The following is a 23,160-nucleotide window of genomic DNA, read 5'->3' as shown; positions in this document are numbered from 1 at the left end:
TCGCATAAGCAGACCTTCTGATCCAGCGCACCGAGGTTGCAGGCCAGCAGATGCAAAATCGTTTCTTGCCCTATCTCCTGACCTTGCCCAGCCTGTTTCTGGCGGCGGTGGTCATCTTCTGGCCGGTCTGGGACCTGATCCAGATCTCGACGCATGAGGTCAGCCGCTTCGGCCAGCTTCGCGACTTCAACGACTTCGCCAATTTCGCGGCACTCGCTGCCGATCCCGATTTCACGGCCGCGCTCTGGCGCACCGGCCAATGGACGGTGATGGTGGTCGGCGGTGCGCTTCTCTTGTCGATCCCGGTGGCGATGATCCTCAACACCGATTTCTATGGCCGCGGCATCGCCCGCGTCATCATCATGCTGCCCTGGGCGGTGTCGCTGACCATGACCGCGGTGGTCTGGCGCTGGGCGCTGAGCGGCGAAAGCGGCATGCTCAATTCGGCGCTGATCGGCCTCGGGCTCATCGATCACAACATCCAATGGCTGGCGAGCGCCGAGACCGCTTTCCCGATGCAGGTGCTGATCGGTATCCTGGTGACGGTGCCGTTCACGACCACGATCTTTCTCGGCGGGCTGTCGTCGATTCCGGACGATCTCTACGAGGCGGCGGCGCTCGAAGGGGCGACGCCGCTGCAGCAGTTCCGCGAAATCACCTTTCCGCTCCTGAAACCGTTCATCAACATCGCCATCGTGCTCAACACCATCTACGTCTTCAATTCCTTCCCGATCATCTGGGTGATGACGCAGGGCGGCCCGGCCAACTCGACCGATATCCTGGTCACCCATCTCTACAAGCTGGCCTTCCGCATCGGCAAGCTGGGCGAAGCGTCGGCGGTGTCGCTGGTGATGTTCGCCATATTGCTGGTCTTCACCATGATCTATGTGCGGCTGGCGATGCGGGAGCAACGCACATGACGAGCAAGCTGAAGCGCTCCATCATCGCCTGGCTGCTGCTGGCGCCGCTGATCGTGGTGACGCTCTTTCCCTTCGCGGTGATGTTCCTGACCGCGGTCAAGCCGAGGCAGGAAGTGCTGTCGCCGACCTGGTGGCCGAGCGAATTCCGCTGGTCGAATTTTTCCGACATGTGGGTGGCGACCGGCTTCGGCCAGGCGCTGCTCAATTCGCTCTACGTGTCTGTGATCGCCACAGTCGGCGCCATCCTGATCTCGGTTCCGGCGGCCTATGCGATGTCGCGCTTCCGCTTTGCCGGCTACGGCGCCTTGCGCCAGTTCCTGCTGATTTCGCAGATGATCTCGCCGATCGTGCTGGTGCTTGGCCTGTTCCGGCTGATGGCGGCCTGGGGCCTGGTCGAGAGCACGACGGCGCTCGGCTTCATCTACATGGCCTTCAACGTCGCCTTCACGGTGTGGATGCTGCAGAGCTATTTCGACACCATTCCGCGCGATCTCGAGGAGGCGGCCTGGATGGAAGGCGCCGGCCGCTGGCTGACCTTGCGCAAGGTGTTCCTGCCGCTCTGCCTGCCGGCGATCGCGGTGACGGCGATCTTCACCTTCATCAATGCCTGGAACGAATTCGTCGTGGCGCTCACCATGTTGCGCAGCCAGGAAAGCTACACGCTGCCGATCCAGGTGTTCTCGCTGGTCGCCGGCCGCTACACCATCGAATGGCATCACGTCATGGCCGCCACGCTGCTGGCGACCTTGCCGGTGGCCATCCTGTTCATCTGGCTACAGCGTTATCTCGTTCGCGGGCTGGCGCTCGGAGCGGTCAAGTAGCCGCTATCTTTCTACGGAGCTTTCATGCGCATCTTCACCGCCTCGCTGGCGACGGAAACCAACACCTTCTCGCCGGTGCCGACCGATAGGGCCTCGTTCGAGATGGCCTTCTATGCCGGGCCCGGCAAACATCCGGACACGCCGACGCTGTGCTCCTCGCCGATGGTGGCGCTGCGCCGGCGGGCAGCGGCCGAAGGCCTCGATGTCATCGAGGGCACCGCAACCTGGGCGGAGCCGGGCGGCCTGGTGCAGCGGCAGACCTATGAGGTTCTGCGCGACGAGATCCTTGGCCAGCTCGAGGCCGCGCTGCCGGTCGATGCTGTCATCCTCGGCCTGCATGGCGCCATGGTGGCGCAAGGCTATGACGACTGCGAAGGCGACCTGCTCGAACGGGTTCGCGCAATGGTCGGGCCGGAGGTGGTGATCGCAGTGGAACTCGATCCGCACAGCCATCTGACACCGAAGCGCGTGGCGGCCTCCGACATCCTCGCCTACTTCCTCGAATTTCCGCACACCGATTTCTACGAGCGCGGCGAACACGTCGTCGAGCTTGGGCTTGCGGCGGCGAGGGGCGAGATCAAGCCGGTCATTTCGACCTTCGATTGCCGCATGATCCAGGTCCTGCCGACCAGCCGCGAGCCGATGCGCTCTTTCGTCGACCGGATCAAGGCGCTGCACGGCAAGGACGGCGTGCTGTCGGTCTCCGTCATCCACGGCTTCATGGCGGCCGACGTGGCCGAGATGGGCACGCGCATCCTGGTCGTCACCGACAATGACAAGGCCAAGGGCGACGCGCTGGCGGAACGGCTCGGGCGGGAACTCTACGCGCTGCGCGAAAAGACGGCGATGACGATGCTGAGCGCCGCCGACGGCATCGATCGGGCGCTGGCCGTGCGCGCCGAGAATCCGGGCAAGCCGGTGGTCATCGCCGATATCTGGGACAATCCCGGCGGCGGTGTGCCCGGCGACGGCACCTTCGTGCTGCGCCAGATGCTGGCGCGTAGCCTGGACAAATTCGCCGTGGCGACGATCTGGGATCCGATCGCCGTCACCTTCTGCCTGGCGGCCGGCGAGGGCGCGGTCATCAACCTGCGCTTCGGCGGCAAGGCCGGGCCGCAGGCCGGCGAGCCGATCGATGCGCGCGTGCGCGTGCTGAAGGCGGTTCCGGAGGGTTGGCAGAGTTTCGGGCCAAGCCGGGTGACGCTCGGGCCGACGGCGCTGGTCCGCCTCGAAGGCACCGAGGTAGACATCATCCTCAACACCAATCGCACGCAGACCTTCGAGCCGGATATCTTTTCCAACATCGGCGTCGATCCGCTGGCCAAGGACGTGCTGCTGATCAAGTCGACCAACCATTTCTACGCCGGCTTCGAGCCGATCGCCGCCGAGATCATCTATGTCTCGGCGCCAAGTTCATATCCCAGCAATCCGGCGGTGACCGATTACAAGAAGCTGACGCGGCCGGTGTGGCCAAGGATTGCGGATCCGTGGAAGGTGGCTGGGTAATCTCCCCCCTTGCGGGGGAGATGTCGCCGAAGGCGACAGAGGGGGTCGTCGCGCGTGAAGCGCCAACCTTCTTCTGCCGCAGCAGGTCGAGTCCGGTCGAACCGACCCCCAGCGCTACACCAGCCCGCGCTTCACCATCATTGCTTCCGGCGACGGCATCTTGCCGCGAAATGCCGTATAGAGCTCTTCCGGGTCCTTCGAGCCGCCAGCGGCATAGATGTGCTTCCTCAGCCGTTCGGCCAGCGCCGGGTTGAAGGGGTCGCCGGTCTCCTCGAAGGCGGCGAAGGCGTCGGCATCGAGCACCTCCGACCACATGTAGGAGTAATAGCCGGCCGAATAGCCGTCACCGGAAAACACATGGCCGAAATGCGGGGTGCGGTGGCGCATGGCGATGGTGTCAGGCATGTGCAGCTTCGCAAGCGTTTCGGCCTCGAAACGAAGTGGCTCCTGCGGGGCATCAGGCCGTGCATGGTAGGCCATGTCCATCAAGGCGGAGGCGGTGAATTCTACCGTTGCGAAGCCGGCGCCAAACGTGCGCGCGGCCAGCATCTTGTCGAGCAGCGCCTTGGGCATCGGCTTGCCGGTCTTCACATGCAGCGCGTGCTTTTCCAGCACCGCCGGCACGGTCAGCCAATGTTCGTAGAGCTGCGAGGGCAGTTCGACGAAATCGCGGCTGACGGAGGTGCCCGAAACCGAGGGCCAGGTGACGTCGGTCAGCATGCCGTGCAGAGCATGACCGAATTCGTGGAACAGCGTTTTCGCCTCGTCCACCGACAGCAGCGCCGGCTCGCCGGCCGGCGGCTTGGCGAAGTTCATGATGTTGTAGATGACCGGGCTCGCACCGTGGCCGAGCCTGTAGCCGGATTGCAACGCGCTCATCCAGGCGCCAGAGCGCTTTGACGGCCGGGCGAAATAGTCGGCCAGGAACAGGCCGTGCTCGCTGCCATCGGCATTCTTCACCACGAAGACGCGGGCATCCGGATGCCAGGCCGCGATGCCCTTTTTCTCTTCGAAGGTGATGCCGAACAACCGTGTCGCCACATCGAAGCAAGCGTCGATGATGCGGTCGAGCTGCAAATAGGGCTTCAGTTCCGCCTCGTCGAAGGCGAATTTTTCCGCGCGCAGTTTCTCCTGGTAGAAACGCCAGTCCCAGGCAGCGAATTTTTCGTTGCTGCCGGCCTCCGTCGCCAACCGTTGCAATTCGATCTGGTCGCTTGCTGCCTTCTCCAGCGCCTTCTCCCACACCGGATCGAGCAGCGCGTGTACCGCCTTCGGCGTCTTGGCCATGGTGTCATCGAGCTTCAGCGCGGCGAAGGAGGCATAGCCGAGCAGCTTTGCCTTTTCGGCCCGCAGGCGCAGCGTGTCGCGCACCACGTTCGTGTTGTCGGTGGTGTCGCCATTCTGCCCGCGCATGGTGAAGGCGCGGAAGGCGATCTCGCGCAGGTCGCGGCGTTCGGAGAAGGTCGAGAACGGCTCATAAATCGAGCGCGACAGAGTGACGGCATAGCGGCCCTTCTGGCCACGCATTTCGGCGGCCTCGGCCATGGAGCTTTTCACGAAATCCGGCAGGCCGGCAAGGTCGGCGTCATCGAGGAACAGCGCCCAGTCGCGCTCGTCGGCCAGCACATTCTGGCCGAAAGCCGTGCCGAGCGAGGACAATTCCTCGCTGATGCGTGCCAGCCGTTTCTTGCCGTCGGCGTCGAGCTTGGCGCCGGAACGGACGAAGCCCTTCCAGGTCTTTTCCAGCACCCGCAGGGTCTCTGCGTCGAGCTTCAGGCTCTCGCGGCGCTGGTAGAGATCGTCGATGCGGGCAAACAGCCGCTCATTCATCGAAATCGCCGAGAAATGCCTGGACATTTTCGGCGAGATGTCGCGCTCCAGCGCCTGGATCGTCTCGTTGGTGTAGGCGCCGGCGCGGCACCAGAAGATCGACGAGACGCGGTCGAGCGCTTCGCCGCCGAGTTCCAGCGCGGCAAGCGTGTTCTCGATGGTCGGCGCATCCTTGCAGCCGGCGATCGCCTCGATCTCGGCCTCGTGCGCCTTCAGCGCCGCGTCGAAGACCGGGGAGAAGTCGCCGTCACCAATGCGCGTGAAATCGGGCAGGCCGAGCGGCCCTTGCCACGCGGTCAGCGGATGGGCGGCGAGGTCGACGGCTTTCGTGGAAGGCATGGACAGTCTTTCGCTGGTGAGGGCAGGCAGGTGGATGGTACCCGATGTAGGGCGCGGCTGGCGGACCCGCAATATGCGGATTTGGCCGATATCGGCCTCAGAAGCCGTCGCAGTTCTCGGCGATCGTGGCTTGCGAACTGGCGGTGATGCGGTTGTCGCTTACCGCGAAGGTTTCGTGCATCAGCATGTCGTTGTTGGGGAAATCGTAGCAGGCGACCACCGTGGTGACGCCGCCTTCGCTTTTCTCGACCCTGTGCCGGATTGCCGCACCGGCAACCGCACCTTTCCACTCGTCGATCGAAGCGATGAATTCCTGCTTGCTTTGCACGATGCCGAGGTCGTCCAGCTTGATGCGGACATCGTCGGCGAGCAGGTCGGACAGTTCGGTGCGGTCGGCGACCAGCAGCGCCGAATACCAGCGGCTGATGAGGGCACGATCATCGGCGCGGGCGGCAATAATCGCTACCAGCAGCGCGGCCGCCGTCAAAACGATCGACCTGATGTTCACCACCTTGCGCGCCGCTGTGTTCATCCCAGCTCCGGCCGTTCGAAATCGCCGGTCTCCTTGTTCATCGTCCAGAGTTCGCCGGTCGAGATGTCGAACCAGGCCCCATGCAGCGACAGTCGCCCCTTGCCCTCGAGAATCGAGACGCAGGGAAAGGTTCTGAGGTTGGCGATGGAATAGCGGATCGAGATGCGCTCCAGCGCGGTCTGGCGCTCCGACGCGGTCATGAAGGTGCTGGAGGAGACGGTTTCGGCCGCCGGCGCGATCAGGCTCATCCACTTGCCGATGAAGTCGCCCGGCGACAGCGGCGCGGAGTTGGTGTCGAGCGCTGCACGGATGCCGCCGCAGCGGCCATGGCCCATGACGACGATGTTCTTGACCTTGAGGCTCTGCACGGCGAATTCAAGCGCCGCCGAGGTCGAATGGAACTCGCCGTCGGGAGCATAGGGCGGCACCAGATTGCCGACATTGCGCAGCACGAAGAGTTCGCCGGGCCCGGCGTCGAAGATCGCCTCGGGCGCCGAACGCGAATCGCAGCACGCGACGATCATCGTCTCCGGCGCCTGGCCTTCCCGAGCGAGATCGCGATAGCGCCCGCTCTCTGTGAGATAGCGGCCATTCATGAAATTGCGGTAGCCGGCGAGAAGATGTTCAGGGAGATGGGACATGGGCGGCGTCTGGAGCCTTTCCGGGTTGGATGCGGCAGCTCGTTGCGGTCTAGAGAGGCTCTAGCGGCAAAAGCCGGTCGCGAGCAATGCAGAATTATGAGGGCTGGCTAGAAATGCCATGCATCGAGCGCAACCTTGGCCAACAGCGTTACGCCCAGATGGCGACAGGAATGCCAAAGCTGTCGCGGCCCGGCGGGTCGGGCAGCGGCCGTGCCTCACCGCTGGCGATGCGACCGGCGATCAGCATCATTGCGGCCGCGTCGAGGAAATCATCGGCTGCTGCGCCGCGCGGTGGCGGCTGGTCGAGAAAGCCCGTCTCATAGCCATGCCGGCAAAGCAGAGCCTTGCGTTCCGCCATGCCGGCCGGATTGATGCTGCCCTTGATCTTCTTCGGCAGTTGCATGGCCTGATCGCCGTTCAAGCGGCAGAAAGCGACTTCCGGATGCGATTCGTAGACGCGGCCGCGCAGATCGGGTCGCGCGATCAGCAGGGCGTCGATCTCGCGAATCTTGGCAAAAATGCCGAAGGCCTGGATCGAGACGCCACGCGGCGGGTCGGATGTGGTCATGGCCACTTCGCTTGCGCGGATGTGAGCGGCATACCAGGCTTCAATGGTGGTGAAGTCGCCGGTATCGGCATAGAGCGCGGCGCGGGAGGGGATCGAGAAGACGCTGGATTGGCGTGCCCCGAGCAGCGGCCGCACCAGCGCTTCGGGGCCGCGACCGCCCTTGCCCGACAACTCGGGCAGGCCGATCGGCATGTCGACAGCGATGACAGTATCTGTGGGAAGCGATGCGAGCAGGGCAGTGAAGGTTGCAAAGACACCGACCGACGGTGCCATGCCAGAAGCGCGCCGGACGGCGATCCAGCCGGCCTTGCAGCCGTCGACGCCGACAAGCACGGCCTCAGTCGACGTCACGCCCGGCGGCCCCGCCCCGGATGCGTGAGGTGGCGAAGCTGGACCATCGCCATCGGATGCGACAGGCTCTGCGCATCGGTTTCGAGCTGCAGTTCGTCGCCGCCGCGCTTGGCGGTGCGCGCCAGGATCTCGTAGACCGCCGCCGTCGTCGATTGCAGCGCCTTGATCGGCGGCTGGCCGGACAGGATGCGTGCCAGATAGACGGCCGCCGTCAGGTCGCCCAGGCCATTCGGCGGCTTGTCGATCAGGCGATGTTCGGCGAGCAGCGCCTGGCTGCTATCGAGCAGCAGATTGCCGGTGCCGCCCATCATCATCGACGGCGCCGAGGTGACCAGCATGGTCGATGGTCCGGCGTGGAGCGCTGCCGCGATCGCCGATTTCAGGTCGGGCAACGCGGCGCCGGCCATCCATTCCAGTTCGTAGCGGTTGGGGGTGGCTATGTCGGCGATCGGCATCAGCCGGTCGCGCATGGCGATGGCGGTGGGCTCGGGCACGTAGAGGCCGCCCGAATCACCCATCACCGGATCGCAGATATAGACGGCGCCGGGCGTCCTTGCTTTCACCGCGGCGACCAGCGAGGCGACGGCCTCGGCCTGGCCGGCCTCGCCGAGATAGCCGGACAACACGGCGCCGACCTCACCCAGCCATGGTGCCCGCTCGAGATCGGCCATCAGCGCCTTGAACTGGTCGAGCGGCGGCACGATGCGCGTTGCCCGTCCATGGCCGGGATGCCAGGGCAGGATGACGGTCGGCACCGCCCAGACAGGGAAACCCAGGGTCTCCAGCGCAAAGACGGCGGCACGGTTGCCGACCGAGCCGCGCGCGACATGGCTGGAAATGACGATGACCGCACGCGGCGCGTCGGTTTGTTCGGCGCTCATTGTCGTTTGATTCCTAACTGCCCCGGATGACGTAAAGCACGAGCCAGACCATCAGGCCCAGCGCCAGCAGCAGGCCGAGCGTGCGGCCAAAGCGGGTGCCCCAGACCTCGATCGGATCGGCACGATCGGCATCGGCCGCCGTGACGTGATCGTGCATGCCTTTCGCGGCCCGCGATACAAACGAGTTGCCGGCCGGATCCGTCTCGTGCGCAATGCGCTCGAGGATACGGCGCGATTCCTTCTCGCTGTCCTGGCGCTCCGCCATGATGATGTCCCGTTTTGCAGGACCTTATCGCGTTCGTACGGCCAATCACAGAGCCTTGCAGCGGCATTGGGCATGCCAGGCGAGGGCTGCCGGCCCGGGCGGTTTTCTTGCGCGCTGATTGTGGTAATGCTTCGCGTGCAACTTCTACCGAGGGACCCCATCATGTTTGCCCAGCGCCTTGCCTCGCCGTCCACGTTCCGCACGCTGCCCGCCTTCCTGATGATGGCGATCGTGCTGCCGCTGCTTGCCGGCTGCGGCTACAACACCATCCCCACAGCGGAAGAAAACGCCAGGGCGGCATGGAGCGAGGTGCTGAACCAGTATCAGCGCCGCGCCGACCTCATCCCCAACCTGGTCGAGACGGTGAAGGGTTATGCCTCGCACGAAAAGGATACGCTCGACGCGGTGGTCGAGGCACGCGCCAAGGCAACGCAGATCACGGTAACACCGGAAACGCTGAAGGATCCCGAAGCCCTCAAGAAGTTTCAGGATGCCCAGGCGGGGCTGACCAGCGCGCTGTCGCGGCTGATCGCGGTCTCGGAGGCCTATCCCGACCTCAAGGCCAATCAGAATTTCCTGGCGCTGCAAGCCCAGCTCGAAGGCACCGAGAACCGCATCGCGGTGTCGCGGCGCGACTACATCCAGGCGGTCAGGGACTACAATCTGACGCTGAGGACCTTTCCCTCGGTGCTGTGGGCGACCTTCTGGTTCCGCGGCAACGAGCCCTTTGCCAATTTCACCGTCGCCGAAGACAAGATGCAGCCGCCGAAGGTCGATTTCGGCACGAAGCAGGGCGGGTGAAGGACGCATGGTGAGCTTGGTCATTGTCGACCTTGTGTTCCTTCACACCCCCCTCTGTCCTGCCGGACATCTCCCCCGCAAGGGGGGAGATCGGCTGCTTTGGCGGATTGGCCAATTTTCAACATCACAGGAAAAGAGCCGTCAGTGAAGACAGCCAATCTCCCCCCTTGCGGGGGAGATGTCCGGCAGGACAGAGGGGGGTGCCAAGAAACGCCAGCCTGACATTCTTGGCTGTCATTCTCAGCTTCCTCTTCCTGCCACTCGCCATCGCCGCCGATCTCCCCGTCCTGACCGGCCGTGTCGTCGACAATGCCGGCATCCTCGATGCCGCGACCAAGGCGGCGCTGACGCGGAAGCTCGCCGACTTCGAGACAAAAGGCTCCGACCAGATCGTCGTCGCGACGATCCCGAGCCTCGACGGCGAGGAGATCGAGCCTTACGCCAACCGGCTGTTCCGCTTCTGGAAGCTCGGCCAGGCGAAGGAAAACAACGGCGTGCTGCTGCTGGTGGCCCCGAACGACCGCAAGATGCGCATCGAAGTCGGTTATGGGCTGGAAGGTACGCTGACCGACCTGCATACCAAGCTGATCATCGAAAACGACATGGTGCCGGCCTTCCGCGCCGGCGATTTCTCCGGCGGTATCAGCAAGGCCGTCGATGATATGGTTATGGTGCTGGAAGGCAATCCGGAGGAGTTGGAGGCGCGCGGCGAACGCAACCAGCAGGCGCCTTTCGAGTCCGACGACCTGTTCTTCGCCGTCTTCATCAGCATCTGGGCGATCATCTTCTTCGGCAGCATCGCGGTTTCCGTGCTGCCGCCGATCTTCGGCCAGAAGCTCGGTCCCGGCCGCTACCGCTGGCTCGGCATGACCTTCGAGCCAAGCCGGCGATCCTCCCGTGGTGGCTGGTCGTCGGGAAGTTCCAGCGGCGGCTGGTCTTCGGGGTCAAGCAGCGGTGGAGGCTTTTCCGGCGGCGGCGGTTCGTCCGGCGGCGGCGGCTCGTCGGGAAGCTGGTGATGGCATGACGATACCCAGCATCGGCCTGTCGAAACGCGACCGCCTCGCCTCGGCCGTCCTGATTGCCGCGGTCGTGCTGTTCTCCTGTGTCATGGCCCACGCGGCCGACCTGCCGGCGCTGACCGGCCGTGTCGTCGACAATGCCGGCATCATCGATGCCGCGACCAAGGCGGCGCTGACGCGGAAGCTTGCCGACTTCGAGACAAAAGGTTCCGATCAGATCGTCGTCGCGACGATCCCCAGCCTCGATGGCGAGGAGATCGAGCCCTACGCCAACCGCCTGTTCCGCTTCTGGAAACTTGGCCAGGCGGGCGAGAACAATGGCGTGCTCCTGCTGGTTGCCCCGAACGACCGCAAGATGCGCATCGAGGTCGGTTATGGGCTGGAAGGTACGCTGACCGACCTGCACACCAAGCTGATCATCGAAAACGACATGGTGCCGGCCTTCCGCGCCGGGGACTTCTCCGGCGGCATCAGCAAAGCCGTCGATGACATGGTCATGGTACTGGAGGGCAATCCCGAAGAACTGGAAGCGCGAGGCAAGCGCAATCCCGCCGATGGCGGCACGCCCATCGATCCGATCGTTGCCGTGTTCCTGATCCTGTGGGCAACGATGTTTTTCGGCGGGTTGGCGATGGCGTTCCTGCCGCCGATGTTCGGCACGAAGCTGTCGCCGGGCGTGTACAGATGGCTGGGCATGACGTTTCGTTACGGCCGTGGGCCGAGCGGGTACTCGGGCAGCAGCGGCTGGACAACGGGTTCGTCTTCGGGCGGCTGGTCGTCGGGCAGCTCCGGTGGTGGTTGGTCTTCGGGATCAAGCGGCGGTGGCGGGTTTTCCGGTGGCGGCGGCTCATCGGGTGGTGGCGGTTCTTCAGGAAGCTGGTGAGACATATCATGGCAACACGACCAATCAGCCCGCAGGATCATGAGCGCATCGCAACCGCGATCCGCGGCGCCGAGGAGGAAACCGACGGCGAGATCTACTGCGTCGTGGCCCATGCCAGCGACGGCTATTTCTTCCCGGCCGCCTTCATGGCGACCGTGTGCATGCCGATCGTCAGCCTGGCGGTCGGCTACGGTCTGGAGGCCTGGTGGCTGTCGATCCGGCTGCCGCATTTCGTCCTCGCCCAGCTCCTGGCGCTTGCCTGCGTGCTGGCCTTGTTGTGGGCGCTGCCCGGCCTGCGCATCCATCTGGTGCCGAGGCGGCTGCGCTACCAGGCGGCGCACGCCAACGCGGTCAAGCAGTTCCTTGCCCGCAACGTCCACCGCACCACGGCGCGCACCGGCGTGCTGGTCTTCGTCTCGATCGCCGAGCGCTATGCCGAAGTGGTCGCCGATTCGGGCATCGACGCCAAGGTCGGCCAGCATGTCTGGGACGGTGTCGTGCGCGACTTGACCGCGCATGCCGGCGACGACCGGCTTGCCGACGGCTTCGTCAAGGCGATCGAGCAGGTGGGTGCGGTACTGGCCGAGCATTTCCCGGTCACAGTGGGCGACAGCAACGAACTCGACGACCATTTGGTCGAAATCTGAGTCCTTCCAGTGAAGCTTCGAGGGCCCTGTCTTAGGTGGTGACCGCCTGTGAGAAAGCAGCCGGCGGGCCGCCGGGACTCTTGCAATCGGGCGATGCGGGTTTATGGTTAACAAATCATGAATACGCTGACGATCGACATCCGGAAAGCCGACCCGCGCGATGCCAGTGCCATCGCCGAGGTGCATCTGGAGGCCTGGCGCGGCGCCTATTCCGGCATCATTCCGCACCGTACCCTGACATCGATGATCAACCGCCGCGGCACCGACTGGTGGGCGAATGCGATTCGCCGCGCCGCCACCGTCCTGGTGGTCGAGATCGGCGGCAAGATCGCCGGCTATGCGACGATCGGCAAGAACCGCGCCCGCGAATTGCGCCAGCAAGGCGAAATCTACGAATTGTACCTGCGCCCGGAATATCAGGGCATCGGGCTCGGCAGCCGCCTGTTCGCGGCAGCCAGGGCGCGTCTGGCCGATCACGGGTTGAAAGGCATGGTGGTGTGGGCGCTGGAGGACAACCAGAACGCGCTTGCCTTCTATGCCGGCGCCGGCGGCCGCGACGTTGCGGAAGGCGTCGAGATATTCGAGCAGAAGGCGCTCAAGAAGGTCGCTTTCGTCTGGGAATGACAGCCCGGCTTTTCGGCCGCCCGCCTCTTCCGATCGCACCCAGCACCATTCGCCGCATTGCACCATGGCGCGCCGCCCGCTATCGATCGTCCATCGAGAGAGGGATTTAAGCCATGCGCATCGAAGCCATAGCCAGCGGAAAGAACCCGCCTGAGGACGTCAACGTCATCATCGAGGTGCCGATCGGCGGCGAGCCGATCAAGTATGAGATGGACAAGGAAGCCGGCACGCTGTTCGTCGACCGCTTCCTGCACACCTCGATGCGCTACCCCGGCAATTACGGCTTCGTGCCGCACACGCTGTCGGGCGACGGCGATCCGATCGACGTGCTGGTCTGCAACACGCGCGCCCTGGTGCCGGGCTGCGTCATCAACGTCAGGCCTATCGGCGTGCTGATCATGGAAGACAATGCCGGCCAGGATGAGAAGATCATCGCCGTGCCGTCGCCGAAACTGACGCTGCGCTACGAGAACGTTACCGAATACACCCAGCTGCCCGACATCACGCGCCAGCAGGTGCAGCACTTCTTCGAGCACTACAAGGATCTCGAGCCCGGCAAATGGGTCAAGATCGAAGGCTGGCACGATTCCAAATATGCCAAGAAGATGATCGTCGACGCGATCGAGCGGGCCAAGGCGAGCAAGTAGCTGGGCTTAGGCTCTGCGGAGCATCAACCTCGCAGGGCCTAGGCCTCGCGAGGCCCCGCGACTTCGTCATACCAGGGCGGAGCAGCCGCGAAGCGGCGTCGCGGAGACCCTGGTATCCATGCCGTGACGCTCGGTGACGTGAGCGGCGGGACAAAATTCTGCGCCGCTGCGGCGGTGTTGATGTCGCGGCATGGACCCTCGGGTCTGCGCTGCGTCGCTACGCTCCTTGCTGCGCCCGTGGATGACGAAGTCAAAGGCGTTCGGTCAATCCCAACGTGTGCGACCTGCATGTGGCAGAAGTTCCGTGCTAAGCAACTGATCTAGTTATCCACCCGGCCGAAAGCCGGCACGTTGCCGATGACAGTGCGCCTGTCCTTGCCACAGGCGAAGGTCCGTGCCTTGCCGTCGGCAAGCTTGCGCGCCTGATCGTTGGCGGTGGGATTGCCCGTGGCCAGCACCAGGCCGACGGTGCAGCCGTCGCGGGCGTCCATCTGGCCGACCTTGGCGACGAGCAGCACCTCGGTCGGCTTTTTCTCGTCCTCGGGATTGCTGATCGAGCGGCGATGGATGGCGGCATAGGGCACTGCCGTGTCGCCCTTGGTTTCGATGCGCCATTCGATCTTGGCTCCGGACGAATTGAAGCCGGAAAAGCTTTCCCAGACCGTCGTCATGTCGCCGCCGGGCGGAAAGCCGTAGAACAGCGATTCACGCGCGTCGTCATAGGCGATCAGTACGGGATAGCCGCGATAGCCCGAACAGGCAAGTTCGGCCCAGTCGCCGTCGCCTTCTTCTGCCTGCGCGTAGGTCACGCAGTCCGTTTTCGAATCCAGATCGGTGTAGGCGCTGGAAATGCCGTCGGCTTGCGCCGCCTGACCGAGACCGACCAGAACAAGCGGGATCAGAATGGCACGCATGGCGGTCAATCTCCGTTGCAAGCCGCTGCAGCGTAGCGTCAAACGCTATTTCTTCAAGCTCGCTTCAATCAGCAGGTCGGCATTGCGGGCAACCGCCTGGGCCGGGCCGCCGAGCCCGAACAGCTGGCCGCTGATATAGGCGCCCTCGATCAGCAGCAGCAGGCCGTCGCCGAGCGTGTCAGGGTCTTGCGCGCCCATCGCGGCCGCCATGGCGCGCAGCCGGCGGCGCAGTTCCTGCTTGTTGGCCTCGCTGACCACGCGGGCCGGATGGCTGTGGTCGGGATATTCGACCGCCGCATTGGTCATGCCGCAGCCGCGATAATCCGCCACTTGCGTGCGCTTGCCGATGCGGGTCAGAAAAGCCTTGATCTGTGCGCGCGGCTCGCCGGGATGAGCGGCGACCGCCTCGTCGAAACGCTCCCAATATTCAAGATCGTACTGCCTGAGATAGGAGGCGGCCAGTTCATCCTTGGACGGAAAGCTGCGATAGAGGCTGGGCTTGGTGACGCCGGCACGTTTGACGATCTCGTCGACGCCTATCGCCCTGATGCCGCGCCGGTAGAACAGGTCATAGGCCACATCGAGGATCTTCTTGGCTGCTTTCGGCGGCGCCGACGCATGACCGTCGCTGATGGTCAGATCAATATTTTTGTCCGTTGGCATCGTGTGGCTCGATTGACAATGTTACCGATCGGTACGTATACATACTCCACCTGCAACGTACCGGTCAGTAACATGATAGCTCAATCCCGCCCATTTGGCCAGCGCTACGCTTTCGTCGTGGTCGGCGTCATCTTCCTTAGCCTGCTGGTCGCGGCCGGTCTGCGGTCCGCTCCCTCTGTCATGATGCTGCCGCTGGAGACCAGTTTCGGCTGGCGGCGCGACATCATCTCGCTGGCCGCAGGTGTCGGCATCCTGCTTTACGGCCTGACGGGGCCATTTGCCGCGGCCCTGATGGAGCGCATCGGGCTGCGCCGCACATTGCTGGCCTCGCTGGTGGTGATGTCGGGCTCCACGGCGCTCAGCTTGCTGATGACCAAGCCGTGGCATTTGTTCATCACTTGGGGCGTGTTCTCGGGCATTGGTTCCGGCGCTGTCGCCAGCGTGCTCGGCGCGACCATCGTCAACCGCTGGTTCAAGACCAATCGCGGCCTTGTCATGGGATTGATGTCGGCTTCCAGCGCCTCGGGCATGCTGGTGTTCCTGCCGCTGATCGCCGCTCTGGCGCAGTCGGGCGGCTGGCAGCCGGTTGTCATCGCGGTCGCGATCGCGACCGCTGCCCTGATACCGCTGGTCTGGCTGCTGGTGCCGGAGCGGCCGGCATCGATCGGCATGGTGCGCTACGGCGCCGAGGCTGACGACGTGCCGCCCACTCCGCCTGCGTCACAGGGCAATTTTCTTGCGCATACGTTCTCGACGCTGCGCCGTGCCGCCGGCACGCGGGTGTTCTGGTATCTGTTCGCCACCTTCTTCGTCTGCGGCTTCACCACCAACGGGCTGGTCGGCACGCATCTTATCGCGTTCTGCGGCGACATGGGCATCGGCGAAGTGCAGGCCGCCGGTCTGCTGTCGATGATGGGCATTTTCGACCTGATCGGCACGACGTTGTCGGGCTGGCTCACCGACCGCTTCGATCCGCGTAAGCTGCTCGGCGTCTATTATGGCATTCGTGGCCTGTCGCTGATCTATCTGCCCTATTCCGGCTTCTCGGCGACCAGCTTGATCATCTTCGCTGTGCTCTATGGTCTCGACTGGATCGCCACCGTGCCGCCGACGCTGCGGCTCGCCAACGAGGCGTTCGGCGACCGCAGCGGGCCGATCGTGTTCGGCTGGATCGTCGCCGGGCACCAGATCGGTGCGGCCGCTGCCGCCGCCTTTGGCGGCACCATGCGCGAGTTGCAGGGCAATTACGAACTGGCGTTCCTGATCGCCGGCATGACGGCAATCGCCGCCGCCTGTATCTCGCTCCTGATCAACACCAGCAAGCCGGCGTTCGATCCGGAGCCGCAAGCGGCTTAGGGAGAGGCGCTACCGGCCAAGCTGCAATCTCCCCCCTCGTGGGGGAGATCGGCAGCTTTGCCGTCCGCGCAAACGCCCACCCGCCTGTTAATCGTCAGAAAACCTTCATCATCCCGATATGCGCCTGAAACATTGACGCTGGATTTTGGTGGCACCGTTCAAGCCATCCAGGAGACAGCCATGAACAAGCTTTCGATGACCCGCCGCGCTTTTGTCACTTCCGCCGGCGCCGTTGGCCTGGCCGGCGTTTCCAGCCTGGCGCTGCCCTACTATTCGCGTGCCAATCAGCGGCCTTCCTTCACCCATGGCGTTCAGTCCGGCGATGTCGACGCAACCAGCGGCATGGTGTGGACGCGCACCGATCGCCCGTCGCGCGTCATGTTCGAAGTGTCGTCAACGGAGAATTTCGCCAATGCGACACGCCTGGCGCCGCTCGATACGTCGCCGGCCAGCGATTACACGGTCAAGCGGCTGCTCACCGACCTCGCTTCCGATCAGGATATCTTCTACCGCATGACATCGGCCGATCTCGCCGACATCAACGCCGTTTCGGAGCCGATCACCGGCCGTTTCAGGACGGCGCCAGCCTCGAAGCGCGACATCCGCTTTGCCTGGTCCGGCGACACCGCCGGCCAGGGCTGGGGCATCGACGAGACCGGCATGAAGACTTACGCCACGATCGGCAAGCACACGCCCGACTTCTTCCTGCATTCGGGCGACACCATCTATGCCGACGGCGCCATGAAGGACGAGGTCGACCTGCCCGGCGGCGGCAAGTGGAAGAACGTCGTGCTGATCGACGGCAAGCGCAAAGTCGCCGAGACGCTGGATGAATACCGGGACCAGTGGAAATACAACATGATGGACAGGAACGTGCTCGGCCTGAGCGCCATCTGCCCGACTTTCTACCAGTGGGACGACCATGAAGTGCTGAACAACTGGTCGGATTCCAAGGATCTCAGCGCCGACAGCCGCTACACGGAAAAATCCATCCACGTGCTGGCGGCCCGCGCGGCGCGGGCTTTCCACGAGATGACGACGATCCGCTACGAACCTTCCGAGCCCGGCCGCGTCTATCGCAAGATCGCTTATGGGCCGCTGCTCGACGTGTTCTTCCTCGACATGCGCTCCTATCGCGGCCCCAATGGTCCCGACATGCAGGATGAGATGACGCCGCAATCGCGCATGCTCGGCGAACAGCAGACGAAATGGCTGAAGCGCGAACTGGCGAATTCGAAGGCGACCTGGAAAATCATCGCCGCCGACATGCCGCTCGGCCTCATCGTGTGGGACGACGGCGCCAAGAAGGTCGGCGCCGAGGCGGTCAGCAATGGCGACAATGGCTTGCCAAAAGGGCGCGAGCTCGAGATCGCCGACCTGCTGCGCTTCATAAAGAATGCCGGCATCAGCAACACCGTCTGGCTCACCGCCGACGTGCATTACACGGCCGCGCATTATTACAACCCGGACAAGGCGCAGTTCCAGGAGTTCAATCCGTTCTGGGAATTCGTCTCAGGTCCGATCCATGCCGGCACGTTCGGTCCCAACGATTTCGACATGACGTTCGGTCCGGAGCTGAAGTTCATCAAGGCGCCGACCGCCGAACAGGGACAGAACCTGCCGCCCTCGGCCGGTCTGCAATTCTTCGGGCTGGTCGATATCTCAGGCGCCAGCGAGCAGATGACGGTGCGGCTGATGGATCGCGACGACAACGAACTCTACAAGGTGACGCTCGACCCGGTCCGCTCGGCATAAGCGCGCTTTCTCCTCCCCCTTGTGGGGAGGGTCGGCGCGGCGGCTTCGCAAAGCGAAGCTGGCAAGACGGGGCGGGAAGCGCCGACTAGTCCGGGTAGCAGACCATGGGGATATTCGGCCAGATGGCGCTGTCGCAGTTGGCGGTGTCCTGCCGCTGCTTGAAAGCGGCGCTGACCGGGCCGGTCACCATCGGGTCGACGCCGTCTGGTGCGTCGGCGAAAATCTGCTCGGCCGACTGTGCCTCCGACGGCAAGGCAGGCCGTGATTCCTTCATCGTCGCCGCCGACTGCGCGGCGTTGGCGGCCAGCAGGACGGCGAAGGCAACGGACGCGATGAGCGGCCAGAATCGGTTGAGTTTATCGGTCATGACGTTTGAACTGCCCGGGCCCCAAAGGGTTCCCGCCTTGGTTAACAAAATCATCTCACACGCAGATGCTTAAGATTTGATGAGTATTTGGTGACGCTCCTCCTCTTTCGCAACTGCGAAAAACCCTGTATGAGCCGCGCAACCGAAAGAGGCAGCGCCTTTTGGCCTGCTGCCTGCAACGCTTCCGAGACCAGAACATGAAAATCCGTAATATCGCGATCATCGCGCACGTCGACCATGGAAAGACCACCCTGGTCGACCAGCTTTTGAAGCAGTCCGGCTCCTTCCGAGACAATCAGCGCGTCGCCGAGCGCGCCATGGATTCCAACGACCTCGAAAAGGAACGCGGCATCACCATCCTGGCCAAGGCGACTTCGGTCGACTGGAAGGATACCCGCATCAACATCGTCGACACCCCCGGCCACGCCGATTTTGGCGGTGAGGTCGAACGCATCCTGTCGATGGTGGACTCAGCCATCGTGCTGGTCGACGCAGCCGAAGGGCCGATGCCGCAAACCAAGTTCGTCGTCGGCAAGGCGCTCAAGGTCGGCCTGAAGCCGATCGTCGTCATCAACAAGATCGACCGTCCGGACGCCCGTCATGTCGAGGTGGTCAACGAGGTGTTCGATCTTTTCGCCGCGCTCGACGCCACCGACGAGCAACTCGACTTCCCGATTCTGTACGGTTCAGGCCGCGATGGCTGGGTTTCGGAAAATCCGGAAGGACCGAAGGACCAGCAACTGGCGCCGCTGTTCGACCTCGTCATCAAGCATGTGCCGGAGCCGACCGTTCATCCAGGCCCGTTCCGCATGATCGGCACCATCCTGGAAGCCAATCCGTTCCTCGGCCGCATCATCACCGGCCGCATCGAGAGCGGCACGCTGAAGGCCAACCAGCCGGTCAAGGTGCTGCACCATGACGGCACCCAGATCGAAACCGGCCGTATTTCCAAGATACTGGCCTTCCGCGGCCTCGAGCGCCAGCCGATCGAAGAAGCGCAGGCGGGCGACATCGTCGCCATTGCCGGCCTGTCGAAGGGCACCGTCGCCGACACGTTCTGCGACCTGAGCGTGAGCGAACCGCTGCATGCGCAGCCGATAGATCCGCCGACCGTGACCATGTCGTTCCTCGTCAACGACAGTCCGCTGGCCGGCACCGAAGGCGACAAGGTGACCAGCCGCGTCATCCGCGACCGCCTGCTGCGCGAAGCCGAAGGCAATGTCGCGCTGAAGATCGAGGAATCGCCTGACAAGGATTCGTTCTTCGTCTCCGGCCGCGGCGAATTGCAACTGGCCGTGCTGATCGAGACGATGCGCCGCGAGGGTTTCGAGATTGCCGTGTCGCGTCCGCGCGTCGTCATGCAGAAGGCCGAGAATGGCGACCTGCTCGAGCCGGTCGAAGAAGTCGTCATCGACGTCGACGAGGAGCATGCCGGCGTCGTCGTGCAGAAGATGTCCGAGCGCAAGGCCGAGATGGTCGAACTGCGCCCATCCGGCGGCAACCGCCAACGCATCGTCTTCCACGCGCCGACCCGTGGCCTGATCGGCTATCAGTCGGAACTGTTGACCGACACGCGCGGCACCGCCGTGATGAACCGGCTTTTCCATGCCTATGAGCCCTACAAGGGCGAATTGCCGGGCCGCACCAATGGCGTGCTGATTTCCAACGAGCAGGGCGAGGCGGTGGCCTACGCCATGTGGAACCTGGAAGACCGCGGTCCGATGGTCATCGATCCCGGCGTCAAGGTCTATCAGGGCATGATCATCGGCATCCACTCCAGAGACAACGATCTCGAAGTGAACGTGCTCAAGGGCAAGAAGCTGACCAACATCCGCGCCGCCGGCAAGGATGAGGCCGTGAAGCTGACGCCGCCGATCCGCATGACGCTGGAGAAGGCTCTGGCCTGGATCCAGGACGACGAGCTGGTCGAGGTGACGCCGAAGACGATCCGTCTGCGCAAGCTCTATCTCGATCCGAACGAGCGCAAGCGCTTCGAGAAGTCGGCCAAGGCGGTCGGCGCGGCGTAAGCTCTCTACATTTTCCAACAATCGAGAGGGGCGGAGCAACCAGTGTTCCGCCCCTTCTTCGTTCACTCACCGGCAGCCGCGATGATGGCCTGCCGATCGGTCTCGCCGGCCAGATCGATGCGGATCGCGATTCCCGCGCGGGCCGGCTTGCGCAGGGCCTTTGCTCCATCCGGGTCAACGATGAGCAGCCGCTTCTCCTCCAGTGCCTGAAGCCGTGATCGCGAGATGCCAAGTTCGCCGGCGAGCAGCCGGTCGAGTCGCAGCGATGTCGGCATTTCGAGCCCAAGCTGGATTTCCAACACGGTCGCGGCTTCCCTGGTGTCGCCGAGCCTGCGCTTGTGAACGCTGACATCGGAGAACTCCTCGACGCGCCCGATCCGGTTGCGCAACGCGATTACATCGAAGGCATGACGATGAGCGAGTGCAGGATCGTTGCTTTCGAGTGCCGCCAGCAGCGCCGGGTCGATGTCGCGGCGGTTGCAGCGCTCGAAAATGCCGAAATTCCAGGAGTTGTCGCAGTCGATGCAGCGATAGATCAGCCACACGTCGATGCGTTTGCCATTGGCGTTGACGCGGAATTTCCCGCTGCTGCAATAGGCCTTCACAGTGCCGCAGCGATTGCAGTTGATGAGCGGCCGAGGTGGGGTTTTGGGTGCGATCGTCCAATGGATACGCAGTGGTCCAGACATGCCGATAAGCCCTTCCCGTCGGGAAGTTCATCAGGCCGGCGATGTCGAGATGCCCATGCGGGCACGGCGTGGCGAGAAGCTGCGGTTTTTGGAAATCGGGTGTCACGGGCAAAAGCCGCGCGACGCGGTTCAGCAGTGCCAAACCGGTCTCGAACCGCCGCCCAGAAGAACACATGGAAAACGAAAACAGACACCGCGAACGCGGTGTCATGCTTGTGTCGGGGGAGTTGGCGAGACCGGCGGTTACGTAGGCAAAGTGAAGCTCGAAATTGTTTCGCGGCGGCCTTTCTAGCCGCGAGATGCTGGACCGACAAGGGTCTTTTGTCGGTGCTACCGCAGCCGAGCCACTTGCGCTAATATCCGAAATCGAAGGTTTTCAACCAGAGACCCGGTTATGCACCTCACCTCGCTGCTCATCTTCGCCGCCGCTCTGTTCGTTGCCGCGGGCTCGCCCGGGCCATCGATCGCGGCGCTTGTCGCCCGCGTCATCTCGAAAGGATTTCGCGACGTGTTCCCGTTCCTGCTCGCCATGTGGATCGGCGAGGGCATCTGGCTGTCGCTGGCGGTGTTCGGCCTGGCTGTCGTGGCGCAGACCTTCCATTTCGCCTTCGTCGTGGTGAAATGGGTCGGCGTTGCCTATCTCGCTTATCTCGCCTGGAAGATGTGGACCGCCCCTGTCGACGCGAAAGAGGGCGAGATGCCGCGCGAGGATTCTCCGGCAAAGCTGTTCTTTGCCGGCATGGCGGTGACGCTCGGCAATCCCAAGATCATGATGTTCTACCTGGCGCTGCTGCCGACCATCATCGACCTCGCTTCGGTCAGCATTGTCGGCTGGGTCGAGCTGACGGCGACCATGGCCGTGGTGCTGGTCGCCATCGATCTCGCCTGGGTGCTCGCTGCATCACAGGCGCGCAAGCTTTTGAAAAGCAAGCGCGCCATGAAGATCGCCAACCGTGTCAGCGCGACGACGATGGCCGGCGCGGCGGCCGCGATCGCGGCGCGGTCCTAACCCGTCACATCATTTCAATGATCGGCGCGATTTCGACGCTGAAACCCGGATCCATCAGGATCGGGCAATCCTTGGCCTTGGCGACGGCTTCGTCGATGTCTTTCGCTTCGACGATCGTGTAGCCCGCGGTCGGATTGCTGCCGCCATTGTTCTCGACCTTGCCGCCGGGCAGCACCATCTTCGACATGCCGACCGGATTGCCGCCGTCGACCACGGCCGAGCCGAGCTTGCCGTACCAGCCGTTCCAGGCGTCCATTGCGGCTTTCCGCTCGGCCTCGTCGGTCGGCATCTTGCCCGAGCCATGATAGACGTAGAGATACTTCGCCATGTTCTCCTCCCTTGGTGAGCGGCATCGAACCGGCATGCGGTCATGCCGCCTGCCGATCATCGGACCAAACCGGCAAACAAGCAACGAGAATGCGAAACTGCTAATATAACGCTCGACCTGGCCCAGCTGCCGCGCCTCACCGTGCCATGGCGTGGTATTCGTCGTTCGGCCGCATATCGATTGCCGCAGCCACCCGGTTCGACATGTTGAAGAAGGCTGATGTCGAGGCGATGTCCCAGATGTCACGGTCGGTGAAGCCGGCCTTGCGAAGGGTGGCCCGATCGGCCTCGACGATCTTAGCCGGTTCTTCCGTCAGCTTGACGGCGAATTCGAGCATTGCGGTCTGCTTGGGCGAAAGATCGGCGGCGCGGGAATTCATCACCATCATTTCGCCGAGCGCCGGGTCGCCGGACAGCTGACGTACCGCCGCGCCATGCGCGGTCAGGCAATAGTAGCAATGATTGATCGAGGAGACGACGACCGCGATCATCTCGCGCTCCAGCTTCGAGAGGCCGGAATCACCCAGCATCAAATCGTTGTACATGTCGGTGAAAGCGCGCAGCTTCTTGTCGTCGAAGGCGTAGGCCTTGAGCACGTTGGGGACGAGGCCGAGCTTCTCCTCGCATTTGGCGAAATAGGCTTTTGTCGCGTCGCTCAGCTCTGCCTGGCCAAGGTCAAGCGCGGTGATTTTGCCGGTCATGGGTCATTTCTCCTCGTTGCGCGGCATCTTGTCGCCAAATTCCGATAATTCTTGGCAAGCCGTCAAACCTTTGTCGC

Annotated in this window: 25 protein-coding genes; 13 read left to right on the top strand and 12 right to left on the bottom strand. The window is 63.5% G+C overall.

The genetic code is table 11. The features are described from left to right. Positions 1 to 50 precede the first annotated feature (50 nt). From NKI69_RS22865 to NKI69_RS22855, 3 genes are read left to right on the top strand one after another with little or no spacing between them, the layout of a single operon-like run. Positions 51 to 920: a carbohydrate ABC transporter permease gene (locus tag NKI69_RS22865; RefSeq protein ID WP_023811708.1), complete on the top strand. Its 870-nt coding sequence runs from the start codon at positions 51 to 53 to the stop codon at positions 918 to 920. Then, entirely contained in the window at positions 917 to 1,741 is an 825-nt protein-coding gene (locus tag NKI69_RS22860; protein WP_013528984.1) for a carbohydrate ABC transporter permease, read from the top strand. Before NKI69_RS22865 ends, NKI69_RS22860 begins: the two co-directional genes overlap by 4 nt. 24 nt (positions 1,742 to 1,765) lie before the next feature. Further along, positions 1,766 to 3,247 (top strand): M81 family metallopeptidase, encoded by a 1,482-nt coding sequence (locus NKI69_RS22855; RefSeq protein ID WP_352722568.1) that lies wholly within the window; start codon positions 1,766 to 1,768, stop codon positions 3,245 to 3,247. 114 nt (positions 3,248 to 3,361) lie between these two features. Here NKI69_RS22855 and NKI69_RS22850 read toward each other — a convergent pair whose 3' ends face one another. The 6 genes from NKI69_RS22850 to NKI69_RS22825 form a co-directional block, all read right to left on the bottom strand. Next, positions 3,362 to 5,416: a M3 family metallopeptidase gene (locus tag NKI69_RS22850; protein WP_352722567.1), complete on the bottom strand. Its 2,055-nt coding sequence runs from the start codon at positions 5,414 to 5,416 to the stop codon at positions 3,362 to 3,364. Positions 5,417 to 5,513: 97 nt separating this feature from the next. Then, on the bottom strand, positions 5,514 to 5,948 hold the full coding sequence (locus NKI69_RS22845; RefSeq protein WP_023811711.1) for a hypothetical protein: 435 nt from the start codon (positions 5,946 to 5,948) through the stop codon (positions 5,514 to 5,516). Then, the gene (locus NKI69_RS22840) at positions 5,945 to 6,589 is read right to left on the bottom strand and encodes a carbonic anhydrase (RefSeq protein WP_023811712.1); all 645 of its coding nucleotides are present in this window, start codon (positions 6,587 to 6,589) and stop codon (positions 5,945 to 5,947) included. Before NKI69_RS22840 ends, NKI69_RS22845 begins: the two co-directional genes overlap by 4 nt. Positions 6,590 to 6,737: 148 nt before the next feature. Continuing rightward, a complete protein-coding gene (locus NKI69_RS22835) occupies positions 6,738 to 7,508 on the bottom strand; it encodes a DUF429 domain-containing protein (protein WP_023811713.1) in 771 nt (256 codons plus the stop codon). Continuing rightward, the gene (gene pdxY / locus NKI69_RS22830; protein ID WP_023811714.1) at positions 7,505 to 8,389 is read right to left on the bottom strand and encodes a pyridoxal kinase PdxY; all 885 of its coding nucleotides are present in this window, start codon (positions 8,387 to 8,389) and stop codon (positions 7,505 to 7,507) included. Before pdxY ends, NKI69_RS22835 begins: the two co-directional genes overlap by 4 nt. Before the next feature lie 13 nt (positions 8,390 to 8,402). Continuing rightward, positions 8,403 to 8,654: a hypothetical protein gene (locus NKI69_RS22825; RefSeq protein WP_023811715.1), complete on the bottom strand. Its 252-nt coding sequence runs from the start codon at positions 8,652 to 8,654 to the stop codon at positions 8,403 to 8,405. 162 nt (positions 8,655 to 8,816) lie between these two features. On the opposite strand from NKI69_RS22825, the gene NKI69_RS22820 reads away from it, so the two are divergent. The 6 genes from NKI69_RS22820 to ppa all read left to right on the top strand — a co-directional run bounded on the left by NKI69_RS22820 (position 8,817) and on the right by ppa (position 13,275). Next, the gene (locus NKI69_RS22820) at positions 8,817 to 9,455 is read left to right on the top strand and encodes a LemA family protein (protein ID WP_023811716.1); all 639 of its coding nucleotides are present in this window, start codon (positions 8,817 to 8,819) and stop codon (positions 9,453 to 9,455) included. A 200-nt stretch (positions 9,456 to 9,655) separates the two neighbouring features. Further along, the gene (locus NKI69_RS22815) at positions 9,656 to 10,471 is read left to right on the top strand and encodes a TPM domain-containing protein (protein WP_031213429.1); all 816 of its coding nucleotides are present in this window, start codon (positions 9,656 to 9,658) and stop codon (positions 10,469 to 10,471) included. 4 nt (positions 10,472 to 10,475) lie between these two features. Further along, positions 10,476 to 11,357, top strand: coding sequence for a TPM domain-containing protein (locus NKI69_RS22810; RefSeq protein WP_023811718.1), 882 nt, complete (start codon positions 10,476 to 10,478; stop codon positions 11,355 to 11,357). An 8-nt stretch (positions 11,358 to 11,365) separates the two neighbouring features. Further along, positions 11,366 to 12,004, top strand: coding sequence for a TPM domain-containing protein (locus tag NKI69_RS22805; protein WP_352722566.1), 639 nt, complete (start codon positions 11,366 to 11,368; stop codon positions 12,002 to 12,004). A 117-nt stretch (positions 12,005 to 12,121) separates the two neighbouring features. Further along, on the top strand, positions 12,122 to 12,628 hold the full coding sequence (locus NKI69_RS22800; protein WP_023811720.1) for a GNAT family N-acetyltransferase: 507 nt from the start codon (positions 12,122 to 12,124) through the stop codon (positions 12,626 to 12,628). 113 nt (positions 12,629 to 12,741) lie between these two features. Continuing rightward, positions 12,742 to 13,275, top strand: coding sequence for an inorganic diphosphatase (gene ppa / locus NKI69_RS22795; RefSeq protein WP_013528997.1), 534 nt, complete (start codon positions 12,742 to 12,744; stop codon positions 13,273 to 13,275). Positions 13,276 to 13,595: 320 nt separating this feature from the next. Here the strand turns inward: ppa and NKI69_RS22790 are convergent, their stop codons facing one another. Then, a complete protein-coding gene (locus NKI69_RS22790; RefSeq protein WP_023811721.1) occupies positions 13,596 to 14,189 on the bottom strand; it encodes a hypothetical protein in 594 nt (197 codons plus the stop codon). A 45-nt stretch (positions 14,190 to 14,234) separates the two neighbouring features. Beyond that, entirely contained in the window at positions 14,235 to 14,852 is a 618-nt protein-coding gene (locus NKI69_RS22785) for a TetR/AcrR family transcriptional regulator (protein ID WP_023811722.1), read from the bottom strand. A 72-nt stretch (positions 14,853 to 14,924) separates the two neighbouring features. On the opposite strand from NKI69_RS22785, the gene NKI69_RS22780 reads away from it, so the two are divergent. Then, positions 14,925 to 16,208 carry an MFS transporter gene (locus tag NKI69_RS22780; RefSeq protein WP_352676976.1) on the top strand — a complete coding sequence of 428 codons (1,284 nt, stop codon included), beginning with the start codon at positions 14,925 to 14,927 and terminating at the stop codon, positions 16,206 to 16,208. Positions 16,209 to 16,388: 180 nt separating this feature from the next. After that, the gene (locus tag NKI69_RS22775; RefSeq protein ID WP_352676978.1) at positions 16,389 to 17,963 is read left to right on the top strand and encodes an alkaline phosphatase D family protein; all 1,575 of its coding nucleotides are present in this window, start codon (positions 16,389 to 16,391) and stop codon (positions 17,961 to 17,963) included. Positions 17,964 to 18,048: 85 nt separating this feature from the next. Here NKI69_RS22775 and NKI69_RS22770 read toward each other — a convergent pair whose 3' ends face one another. Then, a complete protein-coding gene (locus tag NKI69_RS22770; RefSeq protein ID WP_245486184.1) occupies positions 18,049 to 18,330 on the bottom strand; it encodes a hypothetical protein in 282 nt (93 codons plus the stop codon). A 197-nt stretch (positions 18,331 to 18,527) separates the two neighbouring features. Here NKI69_RS22770 and typA point away from each other — a divergent pair, with 197 nt between their 5' ends. Next, a complete protein-coding gene (gene typA / locus NKI69_RS22765) occupies positions 18,528 to 20,357 on the top strand; it encodes a translational GTPase TypA (protein WP_128304081.1) in 1,830 nt (609 codons plus the stop codon). A gap of 62 nt (positions 20,358 to 20,419) precedes the next feature. Here typA and NKI69_RS22760 read toward each other — a convergent pair whose 3' ends face one another. After that, positions 20,420 to 21,046, bottom strand: coding sequence for a DUF1062 domain-containing protein (locus tag NKI69_RS22760; protein ID WP_128304080.1), 627 nt, complete (start codon positions 21,044 to 21,046; stop codon positions 20,420 to 20,422). Positions 21,047 to 21,440: 394 nt separating this feature from the next. Between NKI69_RS22760 and NKI69_RS22755 the strand changes: the two genes are divergently transcribed. Then, positions 21,441 to 22,055 (top strand): LysE family translocator, encoded by a 615-nt coding sequence (locus tag NKI69_RS22755; protein WP_128304079.1) that lies wholly within the window; start codon positions 21,441 to 21,443, stop codon positions 22,053 to 22,055. A 4-nt stretch (positions 22,056 to 22,059) separates the two neighbouring features. Here the strand turns inward: NKI69_RS22755 and NKI69_RS22750 are convergent, their stop codons facing one another. Together NKI69_RS22750 and NKI69_RS22745 are read right to left on the bottom strand one after the other, a co-directional pair. Continuing rightward, positions 22,060 to 22,383: a YciI family protein gene (locus NKI69_RS22750; RefSeq protein ID WP_023811729.1), complete on the bottom strand. Its 324-nt coding sequence runs from the start codon at positions 22,381 to 22,383 to the stop codon at positions 22,060 to 22,062. A gap of 136 nt (positions 22,384 to 22,519) precedes the next feature. Then, a complete protein-coding gene (locus NKI69_RS22745) occupies positions 22,520 to 23,083 on the bottom strand; it encodes a peroxidase-related enzyme (protein WP_352441035.1) in 564 nt (187 codons plus the stop codon). Between the last annotated feature and the right edge of the window lie 77 nt (positions 23,084 to 23,160).

The sequence above is a fragment of the Mesorhizobium sp. M0491 genome (genome assembly GCF_040321265.1).
GTDB lineage: Bacteria > Pseudomonadota > Alphaproteobacteria > Rhizobiales > Rhizobiaceae > Mesorhizobium.
This window is presented reverse-complemented; position numbering and strand designations above follow the sequence as displayed.